Source organism: Blastomonas fulva (assembly GCF_003431825.1).
GTDB lineage: Bacteria > Pseudomonadota > Alphaproteobacteria > Sphingomonadales > Sphingomonadaceae > Blastomonas > Blastomonas fulva.
The window spans coordinates 1,357,209-1,379,733 of record NZ_CP020083.1; the positions used below are offsets into that span (position 1 = coordinate 1,357,209).

The following is a 22,525-nucleotide window of genomic DNA, read 5'->3' on the forward strand; positions in this document are numbered from 1 at the left end:
AATGCTGGATTTGAGGCCGATTTGGTCTACCGTGAGCGTCAAGGCGGCAAAATAGCCGTCACGCTGAACCAAATCAGGAGAGAGATATGCCCAAGCGTTTCGGCACCACCAGCCGTGTGTCCCTCATGCTTTCCGCCGGCCTTGTCGCCATGGCCAGCCCGGCCCTCGCTCAGGAAGCCGCAGGCGAAGACGGCATCAACGACAGCAACACCATCGTCGTCGTCGCCCAGGGTCGCGAGCAGCTGCTCTCCGATGTTCCGGTCGCGGTGTCGGCGGTCAATGCCGAAACGCTCGAAAACACCGGCGCCAACGATATCCGCCAGCTCAACCAGGTCGTCCCCTCGCTGCTCGTGTCCTCGACCGGCAACGAAGCGAACGGATCGGCGCGTATCCGCGGTATTGGTACCGTCGGCGACAACCCGGGCCTCGAAAGCTCGGTCGCGGTGTTCATCGACGGCGTCTACCGTTCGCGTTCGGGCATCGGCCTCAACGAACTGGGCGAGATCGAGCGGGTCGAGGTCCTGCGCGGACCACAGGGCACGCTGTTCGGCCGCAACGCATCTGCCGGTATCATCTCGATCTATTCCAAGAAGCCCGAATTCGAATTCGGCGGCTTTGGCGAGGCGACCTACGGCAATTTCGACAACATCCGTCTGCAGGCGGGCCTCACCGGCCCGATCACGCAGGACCTGGCCGCCCGCATCGACGGTGTCTTCGAAAAGCGCGACGGCTTTCTGCAGGACGTCACCAACAACATCGATCTGAACAACCGCAACCGCTATTTCGTCAAGGGACAGCTGCTGTGGGAGCCCACCGACGAGGTGTCGTTCCGGCTGATCATGGATTATACCAACCGTGACGAACGCTGCTGCGGCGCGGTCTATCTCGGCCGGGACTTCAACCCGCTGATCGGTGACCTCAACAACCCGTCGGCGCCGCTGACGCCGCTCCAGGCCAATGGCAACAACATCATCAACGTGCTGCGCGATCTGGGCCAGCCGCTCAACTCGTTCAACAACCCCTTCAGCCGCCAGACCAACGTCACCCGCGGTCGCAACTACAACGGCAGCACCAAGGACGGCGGTATCTCGCTCGAGGTCAACTGGGACATGGGGGGCGCATCGCTGACCTCGATCACCGGTTACCGCGAGTACAAGAACAGCCAGGCCGGCGACATCGACTACAGCGCGGTCGACATCCTGTATCGTTCCGATGACGAGGACGCGCAGTTCCGCCAGTTCAAGACCTTCACCCAGGAACTGCGGCTGCAGGGCGAGGCGTTCGATGGCAAGCTCGACTGGCTGGTCGGCGCCTATTATGCCGACGAAGACCTGACCGTCCGCGACAATCTGCGCTTCGGCAACCAGTACGGCCGCTTCGCGAGCTGCCGCCTGATCTCGGGTGGCGGTCTGGCAGGCCTGTACTCGCCGAACTCGCCCGGTTGCGTCGGTGCCCGCCCCGCGCTGTTCGGCGCGGCCTCGCCGATCATCTTCGGAGCGCTCGACCGGCTCGACAGCATCAACGATCGCGGTTCGATCAGCGATCGCTATTTCCAGAACAGCCGCAACTATGCGTTCTTCACCCACAACATCGTGCACATCACCGACCGGCTCGATCTGACGCTGGGCCTGCGCTACACCAACGAGCGCAAGCGCTTCAACGCGACCTTCAGCAACGACAACACCGCGTGCGTCCAGAACCAGGCCGCACTGACCGGCTTCCTCACCAACCCGGCGCTCGCTGCGGTGGCAGGCGGCATCATCGGCCTGTCGTGCCAGGGCAACTCGACTGCGGAACTCAACGGCGTGTCGATCAACGATCGTCGCAGCGAGAACGAGTTCACCGGCACCGCGGTGCTGTCGTGGAAGGTCACCGACGATCTGCTGCTCTATGGCAGCGCCTCGCGCGGCTACAAGGCTGGCGGCTTCAACCTCGACCGCTCGGCGCTCAAAGGCCCGATCGTCGCGCCGCTGGGCCAGGTTCCCACCACCACCTTTGCCTCGGTCGGCGGTGCGCAGGCGCTGGTGCGCAACCTGCAGTTCGACCAGGAAATCGTCGATGCCTTCGAACTGGGCATGAAGTACTCGAGCGGTCCGCTGACCGTGAACCTGGCACTGTTCCGCCAGCAGTTCGAGAACTTCCAGCTCAATACGTTCAATGGCACCGTGTTCCTGGTGCAGACCGTCAATGGCTGCTCGGCCAACCTCAATGGTGCGGATCGTGACCAGAACCTGTCGCCCCAAGGCGCGAACTTCAACGTAAACGCCGCGACCACCGGCGCGTGCGCACCCGGCGACACGACCTATGGCGTGGTCGCACAGGGCGTCGAACTCGAAGCCTCGATCAACCCGGCGCGCAACTTCACCGTCAATGGCGGCGTGACCTATGCCCAGACCAAGTATCGCAACAACCTGGTCGGCAACAAGACCGGTGCTGCGCTGGATCCGGCGCTCCGCCTGCTGCCCGGCGACAACCTGTCGAACGCGCCCGAGCTGACGCTGACCGGTTCGATGGCCTGGACCCCGGATATCGGCGACAGCGGCCTGTCGGGCCTGGTCTATGTCGACACCCGCGTCACCGAGGGCTTCAACACCGGATCGGATCTGTTCCCGCAGAAGGAACAGCCCAGCTTCGTGGTGGTCAACGCCCGTGTCGGCCTGCGCGGACCCGATCAGAAATGGGCGCTCGAACTGTGGGCACAGAACCTGTTCAACGAAGACTTCACCCAGGTCGCGTTCAACAGCCCGTTCCAGGCTGGCGGTACCGCGGCACCGTTCGTCGATCCGCAGTTCCCCGGTGGTCGCCAGATCTTCTCGGCGTTCCTTGCCGAGCCTCGCACCTATGGCGTCACGCTGCGCACGCGCTTCTGACAACAGCCTCGATCTGACAAAAGGCCCCGTCTGCACGCGCAGGCGGGGCCTTTTGTCATTCTCGCCTAACGTGCCGCCTCGCCCCGGCCGTGGCGCGCCAGCGTGACCACCAGCACGGCCACCGCGCCCGCCATCAGACCGGCGGCAAGCACGAAGGGCGCACCGGGAAACAGCAATCCGCGATCATCGGCATAAACGGCGAACACCCCGGTCATCATCGGCGGGCCGATGATCGCGGTGAGGCTGATCACGCTGGCGATCGCGCCCTGCAATTCGCCCTGAGCATCCTCGGCCACGCGCGGGCTCATCAGCTGCTGCATGGCGGGAAAGCACATGCCCGGAACGCAACCGATGACCATGCCCAGGATGACCACCGGCGTGCTGGGCGCAAAGGCCAGGATGAGGAACGAGGGCACCGCAAAGCTGAGGCTCACCGTGGCGGTCCGCACCGGGCCGAAGCGGGCGATCATCCGGCCCGAGAGCACGCCCTGGGTGAGCACCAGCAATGTTCCGAACAGCGCCACGGTCATCCCCGTGATCGCGGGCGTCCAGCCGAACTTGAGCGTGCCGTAATATGCCCAGACCGACAGCTGCGACTGGCTGGCTAGCTGCATCAGGAAAATCGCGCCGAGGCATCCGATGACGAGCGGGATCCGCGCCATGCGCACCAGCGTGCCGAACGGGTTGGAACGGAAAGGATCGAACCGCCGGCGCTGCGCGGGATCGAGTGTCTCCTCGAAGCGCAACAGCCCGAACACCACCCCGATCAGGCAAAGTACAGCCGCCGCGATGAACGGCAGCCGGTCGCCGAACTGGCCGATCAGCCCGCCTATCGCCGGGCCCAGCACGAAGCCGGCAGCGCCTGCGCCCCCCAGCATCCCGAAGGCGGCGCCGCGGCGTTCGGGCGCGATGCTGTCGGCAATGCAGCTGTTGGCGGCGGCATAGCTTGCCCCCATGATGCCAGACACCAGCCGTCCGACGAACAGCCAGGTGATATCGGGCGCGGCGGCCATCAGCGCGTAATCGACGCCCAACAGCGCGAGAGTCGCGAGCAATACGGGTCGTCTGCCGAACCGGTCGCTGAGGCCGCCGATGACCGGAGCGAACAGGAACTGCATCGCGGCATAGGCGAACAGCAGCCAACCGCCGAGCATCGCGGCCCGGTCGATGCCTTCGCCGGTGAGCTGCTGGATCAGCGAGGGCATCACCGGAACGATGAGCCCGATGCCGGCCATGTCGATGAACACGATCGAGGCCAGCACCACAACGTTGCGATTGATCACGGCGGACCTTCCTGGAGATAACGGAAAGTCTCGGCCTGTGGACCGCGGCCGAGTCTGGAAACGAGAGCGGCTCGATCAACCACATCGCATGTGTGCGGTCCAGCGCGTTTTGCGCCGGTCCCCGGGCGCTATTCGTCGTCGGCAGCCGCCTGCACCGCGCGTGGCTTGCGGCCCTGCGCGATGACGTACCATTCGCTGCTGGCCTTGCGGCTGGCAGGCGGCTTGGCATGCTTGACCGACTTGAAGTGCTGCTTGAGCAAGGCGAGCAGCTCGTTGTCGGTGCCGCCCGCCAGCACCTTGGCAACGAACGCGCCGCCTTCTGCGAGGTTATCGACCGCAAAATGCGCCGCAGCTTCCACCAGGCCCATGGTGCGCAGATGGTCGGTCTGCTTGTGGCCCACGGTGTTGGCGGCCATGTCGGACAGGACAAGGTCGGGCTGCGCGCCCAGCGCCTCGATGAGGGTGTCGGGCGCATGGTCCGCCATGAAATCCATCTCGAAGATGGTGACGCCCTCGATCGGGTCGACCGGCAGCAGATCGATCCCCACCACGGCGGCCTTGGGGTTGATCCGCCGGATCAGCTGCGCCCAGCCGCCCGGCGCAATCCCCAGATCGATGATGTGCCGCGCCTTGCGCACCAGCGAGAACTTTTCGTCCAACTCGACCAGCTTGTAGGCTGCGCGGCTGCGATAGCCGTCAGCCTTGGCCTTGCGCACATAGGGGTCGTTGAGCTGGCGCGAGAGCCAGCGGTTGGACGAGGCGGTGCGGCCCTTGGCGGTCTTCACCCGCTGGTGCAGTGCATCGCCATAGCGTCCGGTGGGCTTGCGCGCGCTTGAGCCGGGCACCTTCTTGCTGCCGCCGGTACCGCTGCCGTCCTTGCTTCCGCCGCCCCTGCTTCCGCCGTCCTTGCCGCCGCCATCCTTGCCGTCGCTACCGCTCATGTCCTGCTTCCGTGTTGGGCCTGCGCGGTCGAGGAGGATGGCAGCGGCGCATCGCGGCCCATCAGCGCGCGCAATATGCCCTCGCGGATGCCGCGGTCGGCCACGCCCAGCCGTACCGCAGGCCAGATGTCGAGAATCGATTCGAGGATCGCGCAGCCCGCCACCACCAGATCGGCGCGCTCCTTGCCGATGCACGGCAGTTCGCGGCGCTGCTGCAGGCTCAGCCCCGCGAGCCGTGTGCTGATCGCGCGCATCGATTCGGACGGCACGATCAGGCCATCGATTGCATCGCGGTTGTAGCAGGGCAGGTCGAGATGCAGGCTGGCGAGCGTCGTCACCGTGCCGCTGGTGCCCAGCAGCCGCCGGTCGTCGTCCGCCAGCTGCGGCAGGCGCCGGGCAAAGGGGGCAAAGCTTTCCACCACGCGCGCGCGCATCCGGCGATACGCCGCATCACGCGCCTGTGCGTCATCGGGGTCGAACGATTCGCTCTCGGTCAGCGTCACCACGCCCCAGGGCACGCTCATCCAGTCGAGGATGTCGGGCACCGGGCCCGAGCTGTCGACCAGCACCAGTTCGGTCGATCCGCCGCCGATGTCGAAGATCAGCGCGGGGCCGTCGCCGGGCTCGAGCAGGATGTGGCAGCCCAGTACCGCCAGCCGTGCCTCTTCCTCGGCGGTGATGATGTCGAGCACGATGCCGGTTTCGCGGCGCACGCGTTCGATGAAATCGGGGCCGTTGCTCGCCTTACGACAGGCTTCGGTCGCGACAGAGCGCGCCAGCGCAACATGGCGGCGGCGCAATTTGTCGGCGCAGATCGACAAAGCTGCGACCGCACGGTCCATCGCCGCATCGCTCAGCCGTCCGGTCTGGCCAAGGCCTTCGCCCAGCCGCACGACTCGCGAGAACGCATCAACGACGACAAAACCGTCGGCCGCCGGCTTGGCGATCAGCAGTCTGCAATTGTTGGTGCCAAGGTCGATCGCCGCATAGGCGCGGCGCGCGTTCCAGTTGCTGCGGTCCGCCATGCGGCCGTGCGTGGCGTTGCCCGGGCCATGACCGGCCTGTTTCGTGCTGCGCTGTCTTGCCGCATTCCGGCCACCGATGGCGGGTTTCGCCAGTTCGCCCGAGGCTGCCCCTGGATCGTCAGAGTGCGGTGCCGACGGTTCAGCCTGCGGCAACGGTGTCGATCGCTCCACCATGCCAAGTTGCTCTTTTTTCTCATCCGGTCCTGCCCGCGCGGCCAATATGCCCGCGCATCGCCGGTACTTGGGGCCAAGGCTAGCCAATATGGCGCTTCAGCGCAAGCACGGCGCCCATGCTGCCCCTTTTTGGGTCTTGACCCTCTTTGCCGAGACGCTTAATGGCGGGCGCTCCATTGCCCCTTCGTCTAATGGTAAGACCACGGACTCTGACTCCGTTAATCAAGGTTCGAATCCTTGGGGGGCATCCAAAACTCTCTGTCTATCTCGAGATATCACGGGCAAATCCCCGTCTCTGCGGCGAGGCTTGCGCCACCGGCGGATTGCCACGCATTTCACGCGGCATTCGCGGCGCAACATCTGGATACCGACAGAACCGCGCAGCCAAAGTGCAGCCTGACATTCGGCGGACGCGCGATTCGCGGCCCGGGCCATATCCGACTATCGGTCATCCGGGTCGGCACGGGTGCCCTCTTGCCCGGGTGCTGCGAGCAAGGCAGCATTCAATGACCCGATCCGTCAAGCCGAGGTGTTCATGAAAGCTGCCGTCCCCGCTCTTTTCGCCGTTGCGCTTGCAGCATTGGTGCCGCTGACCCAAGCGCCTGTGGCGGTCGCCGCGCCGGCGGCAAGCGAGGCGGCGCAGGGCAAGCGTCTGTTTCTGCGTTGTTCGGCCTGTCATGCCGTGACCGCATCCGCGCCGGTCAAGGTCGGTCCGCATCTGCAGGGCATCGTCGGGCGCAAGGCGGGCGCCGTGAAGGGCTTTGGCTATTCGCCCGCGATGCGGTCGTCCGCGGCGGTGTGGAACGAGGCCACGCTCGATGCCTGGCTGCAGCGGCCGCAGGCGGTGGTGCCCGGCACCTCGATGGCCTTTGCCGGCCTGTCCAAGCCCGCGGACCGCAAGGCGTTGATCGCCTATCTCAAAAAGCCGGTTCCTTGATCGCCCTTCCGGCCTGATCCGATGGGCCGCACGCTTTACGCCAAGCTCTGGGACAGCCATCTCGTGCGCGCAGAGGAAGGCGGCGAAGACCTCATCTACATCGACCGGCAGCTGGTGCACGAGGTCAGCAGCCCGCAGGCGTTTCGCGCGCTGGCCGACGCCGGACGGCGGCTCAGGCGACCCGAAACGCATCTCGCGGTCGCAGACCATGCGGTACCGACCCGGGCCCGCAGCATCAGTGGGCATTCGGGCGCAGATCCGGTGGCCGCGGCGCAGATCGCCGAGCTGGAAACCAACGCGTCCGACTTTGGCGTGCGCTATCATCCGCTGGACGGTGCGGGGCACGGAATCGTACACGTGATCGGGCCTGAACAGGGCTTTACCCTGCCCGGAATCACTCTGGTCTGCGGTGACAGCCACACCACCACGCATGGCGCGTTCGGCGCGCTCGCCTTCGGGATCGGCGCGAGCGAATGCGGCACGGTGATGGCCACGCAATGCCTGGTGCAGAAGCGCGCGGCGACGATGCGGGTGGAACTGCAGGGCACGCTGCCCGCCTGGACCTCGGCCAAGGATATCGCGCTCGCGCTGATCGCGCAGATCGGCGCGCAGGGTGCGCGGGGCTTTGCGGTGGAATATGCAGGCCCCACCATCGACGCGCTCGACATGGCGGGGCGGATGACGTTGTGCAACATGACGATCGAGGCGGGGAGCCGGATCGGGCTGATCGCGCCCGATGCCACGACCTTTGCCTATCTCAAGGGCCGCGCCGGAGCGCCGCAGGGCGCCGACTGGGACCGCGCGGTCGCCTTCTGGCGGACGCTGTCGAGCGATCGCGATGCGGCGTATGACCGGGTGGTGACGATGGATGTCTCGGCGCTGGCGCCGCAGGTTACCTGGGGCACTAGTCCCGATCAGGGTGCGTCGGTGGCCGGCCATGTCCCCGATCCTGACGACGCCGAGCCGCAGCTGCAGGCGCAGATCCGCCGCGCGCTTGGCTATATGGATCTGACGCCGGGCATGGCGCTGACCGACATTGCCATCGACCGCGTGTTCATCGGATCGTGCACCAACGCGCGGATCGAGGACCTGCGCATGGCCGCGCGGGTCGCATCGGGGCGAAGGGTCGCAAGCGGCGTGCGCGCGATGGTGGTGCCGGGGTCGGCAGCGACCCGGCGCCATGCCGAAGCCGAGGGGCTGGCCGATATCTTCCGCGCCGCCGGGTTCGAATGGCGTGATGCGGGGTGCTCGATGTGCGTGGCGATGAACGACGACCGTCTCGCCCCCGGCGAGCGCTGCGCCTCGACCAGCAACCGCAATTTCGAGGGGCGCCAGGGGCAGGGCGGGCGCACCCATCTGATGAGTCCGGCGAGCGCGGTTGCCGCAGCCGTCACCGGGCGGATCGCCGATGTCCGCGTGCTGATGGCCGGGGCAGACTGAGGCGATGCACCCCTTCACCCGCCTGACCGGATTGGCCGCGAGCCTGGCCGAGGACAATGTCGATACCGACGTCATCTATCCTGCCCGGTTCCTGACGATCACCGCGCGCGAGGGGCTGGGCGACTATGCCTTTGCCGATCGCGCGTTCAGGCCCGGCGGAGCGCCGGTGCTGGTCGCGGGCGCGAATTTCGGCTGCGGGTCGAGCCGCGAGCAGGCGGTCTGGGCGCTTCTGGGCTGCGGCGTGCGCTGCATCATCGCGGCGAGCTTCGGCGAGATCTTCGCGGGCAACTGCATCCGCAACGGGGTGCTGCCGGTGACGCTGGATGCGGCCCAAGTCGCGGTGCTGCACCGTGCGGCGGACGCGGGCGCGACCTTCACGATCGATCTGCACGCCTGCCGCTGCAGGCGGGCGATACGCCGGTCATCGGCTTTGCCATCCCCGAACCCCAGCGCCAGGCGCTGCTCAACGGCTGGGACGAGACATCCGCTATCCTGGCGCGCGATGGTGCGCTGATCGATGCGTTCGAGCAGCGCCAGCGCGGCGAACAGCCCTGGCTTTACCCGCCGGCAGGCTGACCGGGCTCAGTCCGCGCGCTTGCCCCATTGGCGTTCGAACGCCCACACATCCTCGAACCCGATCAGCGAGCAGAATTCGCTGAAGCTGAACAGGCCTTCGGGCTGGCCGATCCCTTTCGTCTTCAAGTCGACCAGTGCCTTTTCCATCGCGGCGGCCGCCGCGAGCGAGGTCAGCGAGGGATAGATCGCAAAGGCATAGCCGATCTGCGCCAGCACATCGGCCACCGGCACCGGGCTCGATCCGCCGTTCGACATGTTCGCCATCATCGGCAGATCGAACGCGGCGCAGGCGCGCGCCATCTCCTCCTCGCTCTCCAGTGCCTCGGGGAACAGCACGTCCGCGCCGGCCCTGGCATAGGCCTCGATCCGCCGCATCGCGCCGTCAAACCCCTCGCTCTGCCGCGCGTCGGTACGCGCGATGACCAGGAAGTTGCGCTTGTCCTCGCGCGCGGCGCAGGCAACCTTGATCTTCTCGACCATCTCCTCGACCGGGATCACCCGGCGAAAGGGGGTGTGGCCGCATTTCTTGGGAAATTCCTGATCCTCGATCTGGATCGCGGTGACACCCGCGGCCTCATAGCCACGCACGGTGTGGTGGACGTTGAGCAGCCCGCCATAGCCGGTGTCGCCATCGGCGATCACCGCAGCGTTGCTGGTGCGCACCAGCGTCGCCATGCGTTCGCGCATCTCGGTATAGGTGACGATCCCCGCATCGGGCAGCCCGTGGGCGGAGGCGGTGAGCCAGTATCCGGTGCCATAAACCAGATCGAACCCGACCTTGTTGGCCACCACGGCGGCGATCATGTCCTGGATACCCGGCACGACGAAAAAGGTGCCGGAATCGAGCTTGGTGCGCAAAACGGGGTTGGCCATCAAGGTGGTCCTTTCCTGGGATCAGCTGTGCCTGCGCGATACATCGGAGATGCGATGCCACCCCTCGCGGCGTGCGCGAATATCCGCCATGCGGTCTTACCCGCGCAGAAGGCGGCGGCTAATGACCGACAGGCGGATAGTTGGCCGAGGTGGATTTGCATGAATGGAGGGGTTCATGCGCTCATTGCCCTGTCAGGAGCAAGCCAGTCCTCGCAACGAGACGGGCAGCGATATTCGATCCGGGCGCCATGGCGCGGCGCAAGACGGAAAAAAGGGAAAGTCACCCGGCCAGGTGTCACATTTGGGGGATATGAAATCATGAAGGCTTTGCGTGCTTCGGGCTTTGCCCGTTCGGTTCTGTTCACTGGCGTTGCCCTGGGCAGCATCACCGCCGCTGCACCGCTCGCCGCGCAAGAGACCGTGGCAGAGGACGATGGCGACCGCTCCGAGATCGTCGTCACCGCGCGCAGGCGCGACGAGGACATCCAGTCGGTTCCGATCTCGATCAACGCCTATTCGGCCGAGGATCTGGCAGAACGCAACATTCAGACGCTGGCGGACCTGGGCAATTCGACGCCGGGCATCGTGATGAACAGCATCGCGGGCGGCAACACCCAGACGATCTACATCCGCGGCCTGGCGCCGGGCAACACCGCCAACGACCTCAATGTCGAGGCCAATGTCGGCGTGTTCATCGACGGCATCTACCAGACCAGCCGCAACACCATCGACATGATCTCGGTGCTCGATGTCGGCCAGATCGAAATCGCCAAGGGCCCACAGAGCGCGCTGTTCGGCCGCTCGACCTTTGCCGGCGCGATGGCGATCAGCACCGGCAAGCCGACCGATGACCTTTCGGGCAGCCTGCAGGTGACCGCGGGCATCGACGAGGATTACCGCATCCGCGGGGCGATCTCGCTGCCGATCTCGGACACGCTCAAGGCCCGCATCGCGGGCGGATACGTCACCTATGACGGCTTTGGCACCAACGCGGCCGCGCGCGGCGACAATCTGGGCGGGTTCGAGAAATATGCCGTCACCGGCGCACTCGAGTTCAAGCCGAGCGAGAATTTCCGCGCGCTGCTGTCGGGTTTCTACACCCATTCCGAAGCGGAAGTGTCGCCGGTCTATGGCCTGCCGATCCGCAACCTCAACTGCGGCAACGTCAACGCCGCGACCGGTCTGCCTTTGCTGTTCTGCGGCGAGCTCGCGCCGCAGAGGGTCAGCGATGTCTCGCCGCGCCTCAAGGACACGGTCGCCAAGAACACGCAGGTCTCGCTGACGCTTGAAGGCCGCATCGCCGGCGTCAAGGCGACCAGCATCACCGGCCTGACCTGGGCCGACAACCGCGGCACCAGCGATTACGACCTGACTTCGGGCGGGACGCAGTTCGGCGTCTGCACGCTGGGCAACGCCACCAACGCCAGCTGCGGCACCAATTTCCTCGCTGCGCCTTATTCGCGTCTGACCCGCGTCAACTTCTCGATCGGAACGGTCGAGCGGGTGCGCACCTTCAGCCAGGAAATCCGCATCCAGTCGGACAATGAATCGCCCTTTCAGTGGATTGTCGGCGGCTATTACTTCAACTCGCGCATCCCGCTTGCCGCTGGCGGCCTGGGCGCGGACGGAGCGGGGCTGGCGGCGAACGAGCGGCTGATCCAGGTGTCGCAGCTCACCACGCCCGCAGCGACCGGCGTGGGCCCCTATGACTTCACCGGCAACCTGTTCCTCGTCCCCGACAGCAATTCCGGCCAGGTGTTCGGCAACTATTCGTCCGCGAGCACCAAGACCTTCTCGATCTTCGGCGCGCTCGGCTACGAGTTCGGCGATTTGCGCTTCAACGCCGAAGGCCGCTACAATTCGGACGTGAAGGAGGCGCAGGTCTTCTCGATCCTGAACCCCACCTCCGCGCCGCGGGTGAACCAGCCGATCAACGGGACCACCATTCCGGCCGCTGGGACATTCCCTGCCGCCGGTCCCCGGTTCAAGCGCACCTTCAACAGCTTCACCCCGCGCTTCACGCTGGACTATCGCCCGGCCGAGGACATCCTGCTCTATGCCTCTGCCGCCAAGGGCGTGCGCTCGGGCGGCTTCAACACCGCCAACCCGGTCAGCGCGACCGGCATTCTGGCGAGCGAAGTGCCCTATGAGGAAGAAACCAACTGGACCTATGAAGCAGGCTTCAAGAGCCAGCTGTTCGAGCGGCGGCTGACGCTCAACGGCGCGTTCTTCTATGTCGACTGGAAGGACGCCCAGATCTCGGCGTTCACCCAGAACCCGACCGCGGTGAACCCGGTGCGCATCGTCCAGAATGCCGGCGCGCTGCGCGCCAAGGGTTTCGAAATGCTCGCCGAGTTCGACGTCACCGACATGTTCGCGATCGGCGGCAGCTTCATCTATTCGGATCCCAAGTTCCGCCCCGGCGCCTATGACGGCTCGCAGATCCCGCAGTGCCGCACGGGCACCACGCCTGCGACCTTCGGCAACGCCAATGGCTGCCCGCCGATCATCGCGGTGCCCACCGCCAATGGCGGTACGCAGTTCGTGCCCACGCTCGAGGGACTGCGCCCGACGCGGTCGGTGAAGGTGCAGTGGAATGTGCACGCCACCGCCGACATTCCGCTGTCGGACGACTGGGCACTGCGCGGCCGCGTCGATGTCAACCACACCGGCCCGGCCTTCAACAACCTGATCAACACGATCGGCTTTGGCGAGCGCACGCTGGTCAATGCGCGGCTGGCGGTCGAAAGCGACCGGTTCAGCATTGCGCTGTGGGGCAACAACCTGTTCGACAAGGCCTATGTCCAGAACTCGATCAACCAGCCCCGCGCCGGTTTCCCCGCCGCCTTCTCGATCCCGGAAATCTATCTGGGCGAGGGCCGCAGGATCGGTATCACCGCGGGCATGAAGTTCTGATAGCAATGCGGGGCGTGGTCCGTAGCGGAGCACGCCCCGCCGTATCGCCAACGCCATCGCCAAGCCGCGGCGCAGCACCCACAAGGACCCAAGCCATGATCCGTCGCCGTGAAGCCCTTGCCGGAATGATGGCCACCGGCGCAGCGCTCGCGGTGCCGGGTCCGCTGCGTGCGGCGTCGGCTGCTGCGCCGTCGTCGCTCGATGTCACCAGCATGGCGGGACGCCAGCGCACCTTCCTGATGATGCGCGGCGCGCTCGACGAGGATCTCGTCACAAACTGGGTGCAGGCGAATTATTACGGCGTGGTCGAGGACCGGATGGAGCCGCTGTTCAACGTGGTTTCAGCAGTGTTCTCGCGCACCCGCGCGCTGGCCGATGGCGCGTACCAGCAGGTGACCTTCGAGCTGGCCTGGTTCACCGACATCGCAACCGGCAAGGCGCTGGATACCTTCCGCAACCCCTATACCAACAAGGATTGCACGATCCCGAGCGGCGGCTTCGCGCCGTCTTCGACGCGGTTCGACAAGGACCTGTCGTTCCATCTGCCCAAGGAGATGCCGGGGCTGCAGCTCGAGCACGAGGTGCTCCCGATCGTGACCCGCGGCAACGATGTCTGGGTGACCGAGCGCATCCGTTCCGCGGCGAGCTTTCCCGGCGCCGCCAGGCCGTTCCGCTATTCGGACAGCACGGTGATGCACGCTCAGGCCAGCGACTTGCAATGGCCGGGTGCCACCCGCGTGACCTCGAACGTCAGCTACACCAATGTCGTATCGTGGAGGCCCTGGCTGGAGATGGGCGACCATCCCGGCCATCTGACCGCCAGCGGCGTTGGCCGCCAGAACGCCACCCGCGATTCGATGCCGCCGGCCTGGCTGGAAGCGACCGAAGCGCGGCGGCCGGATGTGTTCAAGGACCCGGCCGCGCTGCTCGCGCCGTTGTGGGACGCGAAAGCCTGATCAGCGCCGCAGCGCCCTGATCCGCCGGGCGATGGCGAGGTCTGGCACGGTGTCCAGCCTGCGAAATGCCAGACGTGACGTGCCGGCAGCGTCCGGCTTAAGGAGATGCCGTTTGTCCAGAACCCGACCAAGATGGATCCGCAATCTCCTGTTTGCCGGAGCCTGCCTGGGCCTGGCAAACCCCTTGGCTGCCCAGAGCCGGATGCCGCCGGCCGACCCGCAACTCGGCGACGGGGGCACGGGAGCGTTCTACCAGTGGGACGGGGATGTTCCGACGGGAGCCCCCCGGATTGTCCGGCGAGAGGCCATGGCGCCCGATAAGGCGCTGGCGCAAGCGGGATCGAGTGAAAGGGTTCTGTACACCAGCCGCGGCGGGCCGGACGGCACACGGTCGATCGTCGTGTCCGGCGGTGTCTACCTGCCCCGGGGTCTGCCCCCGCGCGGTGGGTGGCCGGTGATCGCCTGGGCGCACGGCACGGTCGGATTCCCCGACATCTGTGCGCCCAGCTTCAACGGTTGGTCCGCGCGGGACACAGCATATCTCAACACCTGGCTGCAACAGGGTTACGCTGTCGTCGCCTCCGATTATGAGGGTCTGGGAACCAATGGTGCCCACCCCTACATGATGAGCCGGTCGGAAGGACAGGGCGTGCTGGATGCTGTGCTGGCGGCGCGCAAGCGCTATCCGCTTTCGCGCAACGTCGTCCTCGTCGGACAATCGCAGGGCGCCCATGCCGCCACGAATGCCGCCCTGATGCAGTCCGGCGTTGCCCGTACGCTCAGGTTGCGGGGTGTCGTCCTGACCGGCTGGCCCGGCTCCATGGAAATGTCGGCGCTCGACATGCAGAAGTTCGACGGCTGGGCTGCGCTGTACATGCGATTTTTGCCGACCTACGCCTTTCTGGATGCAGCCGTTCGCCCGCAGGCCATGCTGACGCCTGCAGGTCAGGCCCTGTATGAGCGGTTTCGGTCGACATGCGGATCAGACGCGATGCGCCAGTTCATGGTCGACCGGCCCGTCGCAGGCACGTTGTTCAGCAAGGACCCTAGCCCGCTCGAGGCAAACGCCCAGCCTTACCGCGCATACCCACCACTCAGGTTCAGCGTGCCGGTCTTCGTCGGGATCGGCCTCAGCGACGAGCAGACCGCTCCGCGACAGGCCTTCGATGCTGCCAGAAAGGCCTGTGCGATGGGTTCCAACGTTGCGATCCATTTGTATCCTGGGCAGGGCCATGGCGCGACGGTGGCTAAATCGCAGGAGGATTCGCTATCCTGGGTGCACCATGTCTTCGAGGGCCGCGTGCCGAAGGGTAACTGCGACGAGGCTGTTTTCCCTAGCGCCGCAACGCCTTGATCCGCTGCGCGACGTTCGCCTGGATGTCGGCAAAGAACAGGCCGTATTCGTGATAGTGCAGGCTGCCGCCCGCAAGCGGCTGCAGATCGAGCGCAGGGTCTGCATCGACCACCAGAAAGCCGCTGTCGCATCGCGCGGCGACCTTGCTCCTGACCGCTGCGCGCATCTGCCCCTCGCCGGGTTCGCCGGGAATGGCACCTTTGGACGCTGCGCGGCTGGCGGCGGGTTTCGCCATGTCGAAGGTCAGCGGGTTGATGCACAAGGGTGTCTTGCCCTCCTCTCGGCCATGGATGTGCGCGAACCGTGATCCGGCAAAGCCGCCCAGCATCTTGAGGTCCGCTTGCGGCGACACCGCGTTCCAGGCAAGCACGCAGCCGGTGCGCACCGGAGTGTCGCAGGGCTTGAGCGTGCGATAGCGCGTGCCGAAATAGCCGACCGAAAAATCGATGCCGATCGCATAGGCGGCGACCATCCGCTTTTGCAGCGGCGTGCCGTCGATCCGGTCGGCGAGCAGCCGCATCAGCATCTCGCCGCCCTGGCTGTGGCCTGCCAGGATGAACGGACGGCCTTGGTTGCGGCTGGCCTGCCACTGGTCGAAGGCGGCGAGCACATCGGAATAGGCCAGCGCATAGGCCTTGCCGCCATCGCCTTCCATGAACCGGTCGCGCGTGGCGAGGAACGAGGCCTGGCGATAGCGCGGGGCAAAGACGTTGCAGCAGGCGTTGAACACCGCCGCCTGGCGCGCGATCACGCTGGCATCGGTCCAGGCGTTGACCTTTGCATCGGCAAGGTCGGCGTTCCAGCGGTCGGGGGTGCGAAAGGTCGTCGGGTGGACGTAGAACACGTCGACGCCGCGCAGCTTGCCGGTGGCCGGCTTGCGCCCCTGCGGCACCGTATCGGCAGGTCCGGGCACGCCAGGAAGCGCCGCCCAGGCGCTGTCCGTCGCATAATCCGGAGGCGTGGGTTGCGGCTGGCTGTCGAAGGGCGGCGGCGGGGGCGCGGCCTGCGGCGCCTGCGCTCCGGCCATGCTGCTGGCGAGGGCCGCCAGGGCGCCGATTGCGGTCAAAGTCCTGTTCATCGCTGCATCCCTCGTCGATCCCGTCACCGCATGCTTGCCCAATATCGTCCGCGACGCCAGAAGATGCGCGCACTGTCCGCAGGGCGGACAAGCCGGGGTGGCAAATGGCCAAAACCCGGCTGCGATGATGGGATTGTCCGATGACCCCTTGCCTCACCCGTCGCGGCCTGATCGGCTCTGCCCTCGCGCTCGGCGCGATCGCGCGTGTTCCCGCGCTGGCCCGCGCGTCCGGCCCGGAGGTCATCGACGTGGCGCTGCCGTCGGCGCGGGTGTGCCGCACCTGGCGCTATGATCCTGCGGGGCAGCGCCGCGGCACGATTGTCTTCGGCCATGGCGCAGCCTCGGCCCCCTGGAAGTACGAGGCGCTGTTCGCTCGCTGGACCCAGGCGGGGTACCGCGTGCTCGCGCCGCTGCATGTCGATTCGACCGACCATCCCGACCGCGCCAGCTTTGCCGGGCTGGCGGGCTGGGCGGCACGGATCGAGGATATGCGCGGCCTGACCGCGACCATCGAGAATGCGCAGTATGTCGCCGCCGGGCACAGCTATGGCGCGCTGGGGGCGCTGGCTTTGGGGGGCGCCGAGCCCCTGCTGCCCGAGGGGGTGACGGGACCGCTGCGTGATCCGCGCGCGGTGCTGACGCTCGCCTTCTCGCCGCCCGGGGCGATGGCTCCGCTGATCGATGCCAAAGGCTATTCCGCACTGGCGGTGCCAGTGCTGATCCAGACCGGCACTGCGGACATTCCGCCCGGCGCCGATGGGTGGACCAGCCATCTGCTGGCATTCGAATCCGCGCCCGCAAGGGGCGACCGCTTCGGGCTGGTGCTGGACGGGGTCGACCATTATTTCGGCGGCGCGATCTGCCGACCGGAGCTGCCGGGGCCCAGGCAGCTTGCCCAGCTCGACCGCGCCGCTGCGCTTTCGCTGCTGATGCTGCAAGGCTGGGCCCAAGGCGACGCTACCGCGCGCGCAGACATGCTCGCCGCTGTCGGCACGCGCCCCGGCGAGACGCTGATGCAGCGTTAGTTCACCGCGATATCGGCAATCGTCGCGCGATAGGCCTCGTCGGTCTCCTGCGCGGCGGCTTCGTTCGCCTCCTTGCGCGCCAGATAGAACAGGCGGTCGAGGAAATCCTGACGATAGGCCTCGCGCGTCTGCAGCGCCTCTTCGTCAAGCGTCAGCGCGTCGATCCCCTCGGCGAGGTTGATTCCGTGCATCCTGGCGACGCGTTCCTGCGCATCCATCCGGTCGCGCAGCATGCAGACCTCGCCCGCCAGCACCATCACCATCGACATCAGCTGATCGATCCCCGGCTCGGCATAGAATTGCGGGCGCTTGCCCTTGGCGTCCTTGATGACGTGCGGGCGGTCGGCAGTCTGGGTCATGGGTCTGTTCCTTGTCTCAGGCGGCTGCGGCGAGATCGATGGGCTTTTGCGCGATCAGCACTTCCCAGCCGCCGCCGGGAGCATATTCGCCCGCGGTGAATTCGCGATCGGCGACGCTTTCGGTCGCGTCCGCCGCATAGCCGGCTCCCATGAACTCCATGATCGCCATCGGCGCGGTGGTGAAGCGCGCCTCGCCGGGCGGAAAGCCCGCAGCCTCGGCCAGCGAAAGCTGGTCCATGTCGCGCATCGCGCCCCAGAACGGCTCGTTGTTGTACCAGGTCTCGTTGTCGAGGATGAACTGGGTGAACGGGTCCATCAGGTCGAACGGCGGCAGATCGGCGTGGATCATCAGCCCGCCCGGCGCGAGCAGCCGGTAGGCCTCCTTGAAGATGCGCGGCATCGCCTTGCCGCTGGTCTCGTGCAGCAGGATGTGGCTGACGACGAGATCGAAATGGCCTTCGGGAAAGGTGGTGTCTTCCGCATTCATCTGCGCGAAGTTGACCTCGTGCCCCAAAGCCGCTGCGCGGGCATGGGCGTAGCGGATGCACGGGCCGCCGACATCGATTCCCCACACTTCGGCATCGGGGAAATATTCCTTGTAGGGCAGGGTCGAGTGGCCGACGGTGCAGCCCATGTCGAGGATGCGGCGCGGCTTGAACTCGGGCATGGTCCGCTGGACATAATTGCACACCGACCGGCCCATGTCGTCGTTATGCGGCCCGCCATAACCCATCGAATAGAGGAACACGCCGCGGTCGTAGAGCACGCCCACCGAGACATCGTCCTCGCACACCTCGCTGGCATAGCCGCCGGGCATGCAGTGGATATCGAGCGCGGTGACGTAGCGCGGCGGGGCAAAGCCCTCGGGCATCACCAGCTGCGCCTTGCTCGAGGCGCTGAGCGCCTTCGCCTTCGCGATCAGATCGGGCAATTCGCGCTCGACCGAAAGGTTGGTCGCTTCCCACAGCTGCTCCTGCGCGATGCGGTTGATCGAGGCGTAGAGCAGGAAATAGGGATCGGGCACCATTGCGGCGCGGATGTCGCGGCGGTCTTCGGGCTTGCGGCCGTGCTCGCGCTCGAACGCCTTGGCCGCGCGGGTCTGGTAGACCGGGGCGAGCCCCGGCAACAGCCCGGACTGGATGAAGCCCTTGAGGCTCTTGGCGAATTCCTGGCGCGATGCCTCGTCGTGCGTTGGCACGGGCAGCATCGCGTGGTGCGCCTGCTGGAAGCAGTTGAGCATAAGGCGTGTCTCCATCGAGCGGACGCAAGGGCAATGTCCGGCCTGGTGAGCTTCGCCGATTCATGCCCGGCATGGCAAGCGCAGGATAAGCGGACTATCCGGTGCGTGGATAATTGTTCACAAGCCTTGCGGCGGCGCACAACTTTGCCATCAATCTGTTTCCATCAGGACGCGCCTCAGGAGGACATGATGGCATACCGGGCTTCGGGACTTTTCAGGCAGCTCACGCTGGGCCTTGCGGTCGGCGGGCTGATGCTCGCAGGATGGGCAGGCAGCGCGGTGGCGGCGGCGGCGAAAACGCCGTCCTTCGTTTCGAAGATCGACCTCAAGGACCCGGTCTGGAACCGCGATACCTATGCGCGCATCGATGGCGAGATCGATACGACCAGGCAGAAGGTCAGCCGCATCACCGGCACCGTCTATGGCGTGCGCGACAACGAAAAGGTGAAACCTTTGTTCAAGATCGACGGCTTTTCGGTCGTCCGCACGCTGCGCCTGCCCGATGGCAACTGGCGCCGCGTGCTGAAAGAGGTGGTGTTCTACCGCGATCTGGAAACCGGCAAGATCATGGACAGCTGGAAGAACCCCTATACGAACGAGACGGTGAAGGTGGTGCCGATCGCCAACGATCCGTTCAACTACGACATCCGCGACACCAAGCCGCAGCCGCCCAGCTATGGCGGGCTCAACAAGGATACCCGCCCGCCCGAGCCGTTCCTGCTGAACTGGAGCGACGGGCCGGGCAACACGCTGATCCTGGAGACGGGGATCGACCTGTTCTATCCCGCCTCGCTTCAGCCCAAGGACTGGCCGCGCGAATCGGCGGGCGCGTTCAACCGCGTGTCCGAGCATTTCCTGTTCTTCGTGGACAAGGCCGATATCGAGAACCGCAAGCTCACCGCGATTCCGGTCACCGGCAGCTGGTCGCGGATTACCCCGTGGCTGCCCTGGATGCTGATGGGCGAGGCTCCCGGGTTCATCAACTATTTCGCATCGTTCGGCACGATGACCAACGGCATCAAGGACCTGCCCGCTGATCTGGTCGAGGCCGCGCGCAAGATCGATCCGGGTTATCTGACCGCACCGACGCAAGATTACGGGCCGTCGCTGTCCAGCCTGGAAAACTACAAGATGACGCAGAAGCCCGCGCCGGTGCCCCAGGGCTGGACCCCGCCGCAGCCGCCTGCCGCGCCGACGCTGCCGCCGATGCCGCCACGTCCGTGACCGCGCAGGCGGAACCGCTGGCGGCCGACGCCCCGCCCGCCGCCGCAGCCCGGCTCTCGCTCGGCGGGCAGATGGGCTATGGCGTGGGGCAGATCGCGGGGCAGATCTTCCGCGATATCCCCTCGCTGCTGCTATTGTTCTTCCTGACCAATGTCGTGGGCATGGATGTCGCGCTGGCGGGCGCGGCGATCTTCCTGCCCAAACTGGTGTTTGGCGTGGGCAGCGATTTTGCCGCCGGCATGCTGTCCGACCGGTTCAAGGCCCGGATGCCGCGGCGCTACTGGCTGCTGATCGGCGCGGTGCTGGCGCCGGTGGCGCTCAACCTGCTGTTTCGCGTGCCTGAAGACGGCAACGCGCTGCGCGTCGCCTGGGTGGTGATGACCTTCAGCCTGTACATGATGGTGTTTGCAACCTTCTCCGTCCCCTATCTCGCCATTGCGGGCGAACTCGCATCGAACGAGCGCCAGCGCACCGTGCTGATGGCGTGGCGGCTGGTGTTCACCGCTGTCGGCGTGCTCATCGCAGGCGCGGTCGCCCCGGCTTTGGTGGAGCATTTCGGCGGCGGTATGGGCGGATACCAGCAGATGGCGATGGTGCTCTCGGTGATCGCATCGGGCTCGCTGCTGCTGGCGTTCTTCGGCATCGGCCATCGCGCGGATGGCGCGCGTGGCGGGCCGGCGTTGCCGCCGCTGAAGCTGGGCGCGATGGGCGGGCTGTTCGCCAAAAGGCGCTTCGCCAGCCTGTTTGCCGCCAACTTCCTGCAATTGACCGGCAGCGGCATGGGCTATGCGACCATGCTGTATTTCCTGACCTATCAATCGGGGCGCGCCGATGCGCTGCAGGTGATCGGGATCATCATCGTGTGCGCCTGTGTCGGCATCATCGCCGCGCAGCCGATGTGGGTGTGGGTCGCTGGGCGCTTCGGCAAGCCCGCAGCGTTCATCGCCGGATCGGTGATCTATTCGCTGAGCTACATGGTCTGGCTTGCGCTGGCCGACCAGCCGATCGAGGTCGCCTATCTGCTCGCCTTCACCGCCGCGATCGGCAATTCGGGCTGGACCGTGATCGGCTTTTCGCTGCTGGCGGATATCGCGGCCGATGATTCGGAACATTCGGGGCTGTATTCCGCCGCCTGGATCGCCGCGGACAAGATCGCCTTTGCGCTGGGCGGCACCTTGCTCACCGGGCTTGTCCTCTCCGCCTTCGGGTTCGATGCCGCACGCGCGGTCGCGGGGCTGCCGCAGAGCGAGAGCGCGGTGCTGGGCGTCGGGCTTGCCTTCGGGCTGATCCCGCCGCTGCTCACGCTCACCGGCGCGGCCATCATCGGCATCTGGGGACGCAAATATCCGTCTGTCGGATAAAACTGGATCAACAGCCACCATCCGGATAGTTTGACGCAGCATTCGCATGAGGGCGCGCCCGGTCAGGGCGGCCTGCAGCGAAAGGGAGCTGTCAGATGAAGGGTGTTCCGATCCAGTCGTTCAGCCGCGCGATTGCGGCGCTCAAGGCGATCAATCGCAACCGGTCGATGACGATGATGGAAATTTCGCGCGCCGCCAACGTGCCCTATCCCACCGCGCACCGCATCGTGCAGACTCTGCTGTACGAAGGGCTGATCGAGCAGGAGCCCGCGCGCAAGCGCTATCGCCCCACGCTGCTGGTGCAGAGCCTGTCGAGCGGATATCAGCAGGACGGCGTGCTGGTCGAGGCTGCGCGCGCGCCGATCGTCGATCTCACCCGCAAGGTCGGCTGGCCGGTCTCGATCGCGATCCGGGTGGGCAAGAACATGATGCTGTGCGATTCGACCCACGCCAACACCTCGCTGACCTTCGCGCAATATTATCCGGGCTTCACGCTGCCCCTGCTCGACAGCGCCTCGGGCAAGCTTTCCATGGCCTATGCCGATGACGACGAGCGCGCGCAGATCCTCAAATGGATGCGCGCGGACCAGGACATCGACCCCAATTATCTGGCGGCAGCCGAACTGGCCTTGAACGCCGAAGGCATCCGCGCGCGCGGCTATGCGGTGCAGGGGCGCAATTACTTCAACCACACGCCGGGCAAGACATCCTCGATCGCGGTGCCGATCTTCAAGCAGGGCCGGTTCGAGGCGGCGATGACCCTGGTATTCTTCGCCTCGGCGCTGAAGCTGGAAAACGCGCTGGAAAGCTATCTGCCCGAGATGCTCGCCACCGCGCGGACCATCGGCGAGGCGCTCGACAAGGCGGTGGCGGAGCCGGTCGCGGCTTGAGGC

At 66.1% G+C, this 22,525-nt stretch carries 18 protein-coding genes and 1 tRNA gene; 12 read left to right on the forward strand and 7 right to left on the reverse strand.

The genetic code is table 11. The features are described 5' to 3' along the window. Window positions 1-86: 86 nt before the first annotated feature. Window positions 87-2,870, forward strand: coding sequence for a TonB-dependent receptor (locus B5J99_RS06380; protein WP_117351917.1), 2,784 nt, complete (start codon window positions 87-89; stop codon window positions 2,868-2,870). 65 nt (window positions 2,871-2,935) lie between these two features. Here B5J99_RS06380 and B5J99_RS06385 read toward each other — a convergent pair whose 3' ends face one another. The 3 genes from B5J99_RS06385 to B5J99_RS06395 all read right to left on the reverse strand — a co-directional run bounded on the left by B5J99_RS06385 (window position 2,936) and on the right by B5J99_RS06395 (window position 6,293). After that, window positions 2,936-4,153, reverse strand: coding sequence for an MFS transporter (locus B5J99_RS06385; RefSeq protein WP_117351918.1), 1,218 nt, complete (start codon window positions 4,151-4,153; stop codon window positions 2,936-2,938). Window positions 4,154-4,281: 128 nt separating this feature from the next. Then, on the reverse strand, window positions 4,282-5,094 hold the full coding sequence (locus B5J99_RS06390) for an RlmE family RNA methyltransferase (RefSeq protein ID WP_117351919.1): 813 nt from the start codon (window positions 5,092-5,094) through the stop codon (window positions 4,282-4,284). After that, window positions 5,091-6,293: a Ppx/GppA phosphatase family protein gene (locus B5J99_RS06395; RefSeq protein ID WP_117351920.1), complete on the reverse strand. Its 1,203-nt coding sequence runs from the start codon at window positions 6,291-6,293 to the stop codon at window positions 5,091-5,093. Before B5J99_RS06395 ends, B5J99_RS06390 begins: the two co-directional genes overlap by 4 nt. A 177-nt stretch (window positions 6,294-6,470) precedes the next feature. Between B5J99_RS06395 and B5J99_RS06400 the strand changes: the two genes are divergently transcribed. The 4 genes from B5J99_RS06400 (at window position 6,471) to B5J99_RS06415 (ending at window position 9,184) form a co-directional block, all read left to right on the forward strand. Next, a tRNA-Gln gene (locus B5J99_RS06400) sits at window positions 6,471-6,544 on the forward strand. A gap of 284 nt (window positions 6,545-6,828) precedes the next feature. Then, window positions 6,829-7,230: a c-type cytochrome gene (locus tag B5J99_RS06405; protein ID WP_117351921.1), complete on the forward strand. Its 402-nt coding sequence runs from the start codon at window positions 6,829-6,831 to the stop codon at window positions 7,228-7,230. A 21-nt stretch (window positions 7,231-7,251) separates the two neighbouring features. Next, entirely contained in the window at window positions 7,252-8,670 is a 1,419-nt protein-coding gene (leuC, locus tag B5J99_RS06410) for a 3-isopropylmalate dehydratase large subunit (protein ID WP_117351922.1), read from the forward strand. Window positions 8,671-8,674: 4 nt separating this feature from the next. Then, on the forward strand, window positions 8,675-9,184 hold the full coding sequence (locus B5J99_RS06415) for a 3-isopropylmalate dehydratase small subunit (protein ID WP_245991769.1): 510 nt from the start codon (window positions 8,675-8,677) through the stop codon (window positions 9,182-9,184). Between the two features lie 68 nt (window positions 9,185-9,252). On the opposite strand, the gene B5J99_RS06420 is transcribed toward B5J99_RS06415, so the two are convergent. Then, a complete protein-coding gene (locus tag B5J99_RS06420; protein WP_117351923.1) occupies window positions 9,253-10,119 on the reverse strand; it encodes an isocitrate lyase/PEP mutase family protein in 867 nt (288 codons plus the stop codon). Window positions 10,120-10,437: 318 nt separating this feature from the next. On the opposite strand from B5J99_RS06420, the gene B5J99_RS06425 reads away from it, so the two are divergent. The 3 genes from B5J99_RS06425 (at window position 10,438) to B5J99_RS06435 (ending at window position 15,345) form a co-directional block, all read left to right on the forward strand. Next, entirely contained in the window at window positions 10,438-13,035 is a 2,598-nt protein-coding gene (locus B5J99_RS06425) for a TonB-dependent receptor (protein WP_162892482.1), read from the forward strand. Window positions 13,036-13,130: 95 nt separating this feature from the next. Further along, window positions 13,131-13,991 (forward strand): DUF1838 family protein, encoded by an 861-nt coding sequence (locus tag B5J99_RS06430; RefSeq protein ID WP_162892483.1) that lies wholly within the window; start codon window positions 13,131-13,133, stop codon window positions 13,989-13,991. A 112-nt stretch (window positions 13,992-14,103) separates the two neighbouring features. Further along, window positions 14,104-15,345 carry an alpha/beta fold hydrolase gene (locus B5J99_RS06435; RefSeq protein WP_162892484.1) on the forward strand — a complete coding sequence of 414 codons (1,242 nt, stop codon included), beginning with the start codon at window positions 14,104-14,106 and terminating at the stop codon, window positions 15,343-15,345. Here B5J99_RS06435 and B5J99_RS06440 read toward each other — a convergent pair. Beyond that, window positions 15,326-16,423 carry a DUF3089 domain-containing protein gene (locus B5J99_RS06440; RefSeq protein WP_117351927.1) on the reverse strand — a complete coding sequence of 366 codons (1,098 nt, stop codon included), beginning with the start codon at window positions 16,421-16,423 and terminating at the stop codon, window positions 15,326-15,328. The genes B5J99_RS06435 and B5J99_RS06440 overlap by 20 nt on opposite strands. 140 nt (window positions 16,424-16,563) lie before the next feature. Between B5J99_RS06440 and B5J99_RS06445 the strand changes: the two genes are divergently transcribed. Beyond that, window positions 16,564-17,448 carry an alpha/beta hydrolase gene (locus B5J99_RS06445; RefSeq protein ID WP_054135903.1) on the forward strand — a complete coding sequence of 295 codons (885 nt, stop codon included), beginning with the start codon at window positions 16,564-16,566 and terminating at the stop codon, window positions 17,446-17,448. Here the strand turns inward: B5J99_RS06445 and B5J99_RS06450 are convergent. Next, window positions 17,445-17,807, reverse strand: coding sequence for a hypothetical protein (locus B5J99_RS06450; RefSeq protein WP_069051096.1), 363 nt, complete (start codon window positions 17,805-17,807; stop codon window positions 17,445-17,447). The genes B5J99_RS06445 and B5J99_RS06450 overlap by 4 nt on opposite strands. Before the next feature lie 16 nt (window positions 17,808-17,823). Continuing rightward, complete coding sequence (locus B5J99_RS06455; protein WP_245991770.1) at window positions 17,824-19,062, reverse strand: class I SAM-dependent methyltransferase; 1,239 nt, start codon at window positions 19,060-19,062, stop codon at window positions 17,824-17,826. A 171-nt stretch (window positions 19,063-19,233) separates the two neighbouring features. Between B5J99_RS06455 and B5J99_RS06460 the strand changes: the two genes are divergently transcribed. The 3 genes from B5J99_RS06460 to B5J99_RS06470 all read left to right on the forward strand — a co-directional run bounded on the left by B5J99_RS06460 (window position 19,234) and on the right by B5J99_RS06470 (window position 22,522). Then, complete coding sequence (locus B5J99_RS06460) at window positions 19,234-20,271, forward strand: DUF1838 family protein (RefSeq protein ID WP_245991771.1); 1,038 nt, start codon at window positions 19,234-19,236, stop codon at window positions 20,269-20,271. Continuing rightward, on the forward strand, window positions 20,268-21,632 hold the full coding sequence (locus B5J99_RS06465) for an MFS transporter (RefSeq protein WP_117351929.1): 1,365 nt from the start codon (window positions 20,268-20,270) through the stop codon (window positions 21,630-21,632). Before B5J99_RS06460 ends, B5J99_RS06465 begins: the two co-directional genes overlap by 4 nt. A gap of 95 nt (window positions 21,633-21,727) precedes the next feature. Further along, complete coding sequence (locus B5J99_RS06470) at window positions 21,728-22,522, forward strand: IclR family transcriptional regulator (protein ID WP_054135899.1); 795 nt, start codon at window positions 21,728-21,730, stop codon at window positions 22,520-22,522. Window positions 22,523-22,525: the final 3 nt, after the last annotated feature.

Coding starts and splice junctions, on each gene's coding strand:
- B5J99_RS06380 (WP_117351917.1), top strand. CDS start 87: ATGCCCAAGCGTTTCGGCACCACCAGCCGTGTGTCCCTCATGCTTTCC.
- B5J99_RS06390 (WP_117351919.1), bottom strand. CDS start 5,094: ATGAGCGGTAGCGACGGCAAGGATGGCGGCGGCAAGGACGGCGGAAGC.
- B5J99_RS06395 (WP_117351920.1), bottom strand. CDS start 6,293: ATGGTGGAGCGATCGACACCGTTGCCGCAGGCTGAACCGTCGGCACCG.
- B5J99_RS06405 (WP_117351921.1), top strand. CDS start 6,829: ATGAAAGCTGCCGTCCCCGCTCTTTTCGCCGTTGCGCTTGCAGCATTG.
- leuC (WP_117351922.1), top strand. CDS start 7,252: ATGGGCCGCACGCTTTACGCCAAGCTCTGGGACAGCCATCTCGTGCGC.
- B5J99_RS06415 (WP_245991769.1), top strand. CDS start 8,675: ATGCACCCCTTCACCCGCCTGACCGGATTGGCCGCGAGCCTGGCCGAG.
- B5J99_RS06420 (WP_117351923.1), bottom strand. CDS start 10,119: ATGGCCAACCCCGTTTTGCGCACCAAGCTCGATTCCGGCACCTTTTTC.
- B5J99_RS06425 (WP_162892482.1), top strand. CDS start 10,438: ATGAAGGCTTTGCGTGCTTCGGGCTTTGCCCGTTCGGTTCTGTTCACT.
- B5J99_RS06430 (WP_162892483.1), top strand. CDS start 13,131: ATGATCCGTCGCCGTGAAGCCCTTGCCGGAATGATGGCCACCGGCGCA.
- B5J99_RS06440 (WP_117351927.1), bottom strand. CDS start 16,423: ATGAACAGGACTTTGACCGCAATCGGCGCCCTGGCGGCCCTCGCCAGC.
- B5J99_RS06445 (WP_054135903.1), top strand. CDS start 16,564: ATGACCCCTTGCCTCACCCGTCGCGGCCTGATCGGCTCTGCCCTCGCG.
- B5J99_RS06450 (WP_069051096.1), bottom strand. CDS start 17,807: ATGACCCAGACTGCCGACCGCCCGCACGTCATCAAGGACGCCAAGGGC.
- B5J99_RS06455 (WP_245991770.1), bottom strand. CDS start 19,062: ATGGAGACACGCCTTATGCTCAACTGCTTCCAGCAGGCGCACCACGCG.
- B5J99_RS06460 (WP_245991771.1), top strand. CDS start 19,234: ATGATGGCATACCGGGCTTCGGGACTTTTCAGGCAGCTCACGCTGGGC.
- B5J99_RS06470 (WP_054135899.1), top strand. CDS start 21,728: ATGAAGGGTGTTCCGATCCAGTCGTTCAGCCGCGCGATTGCGGCGCTC.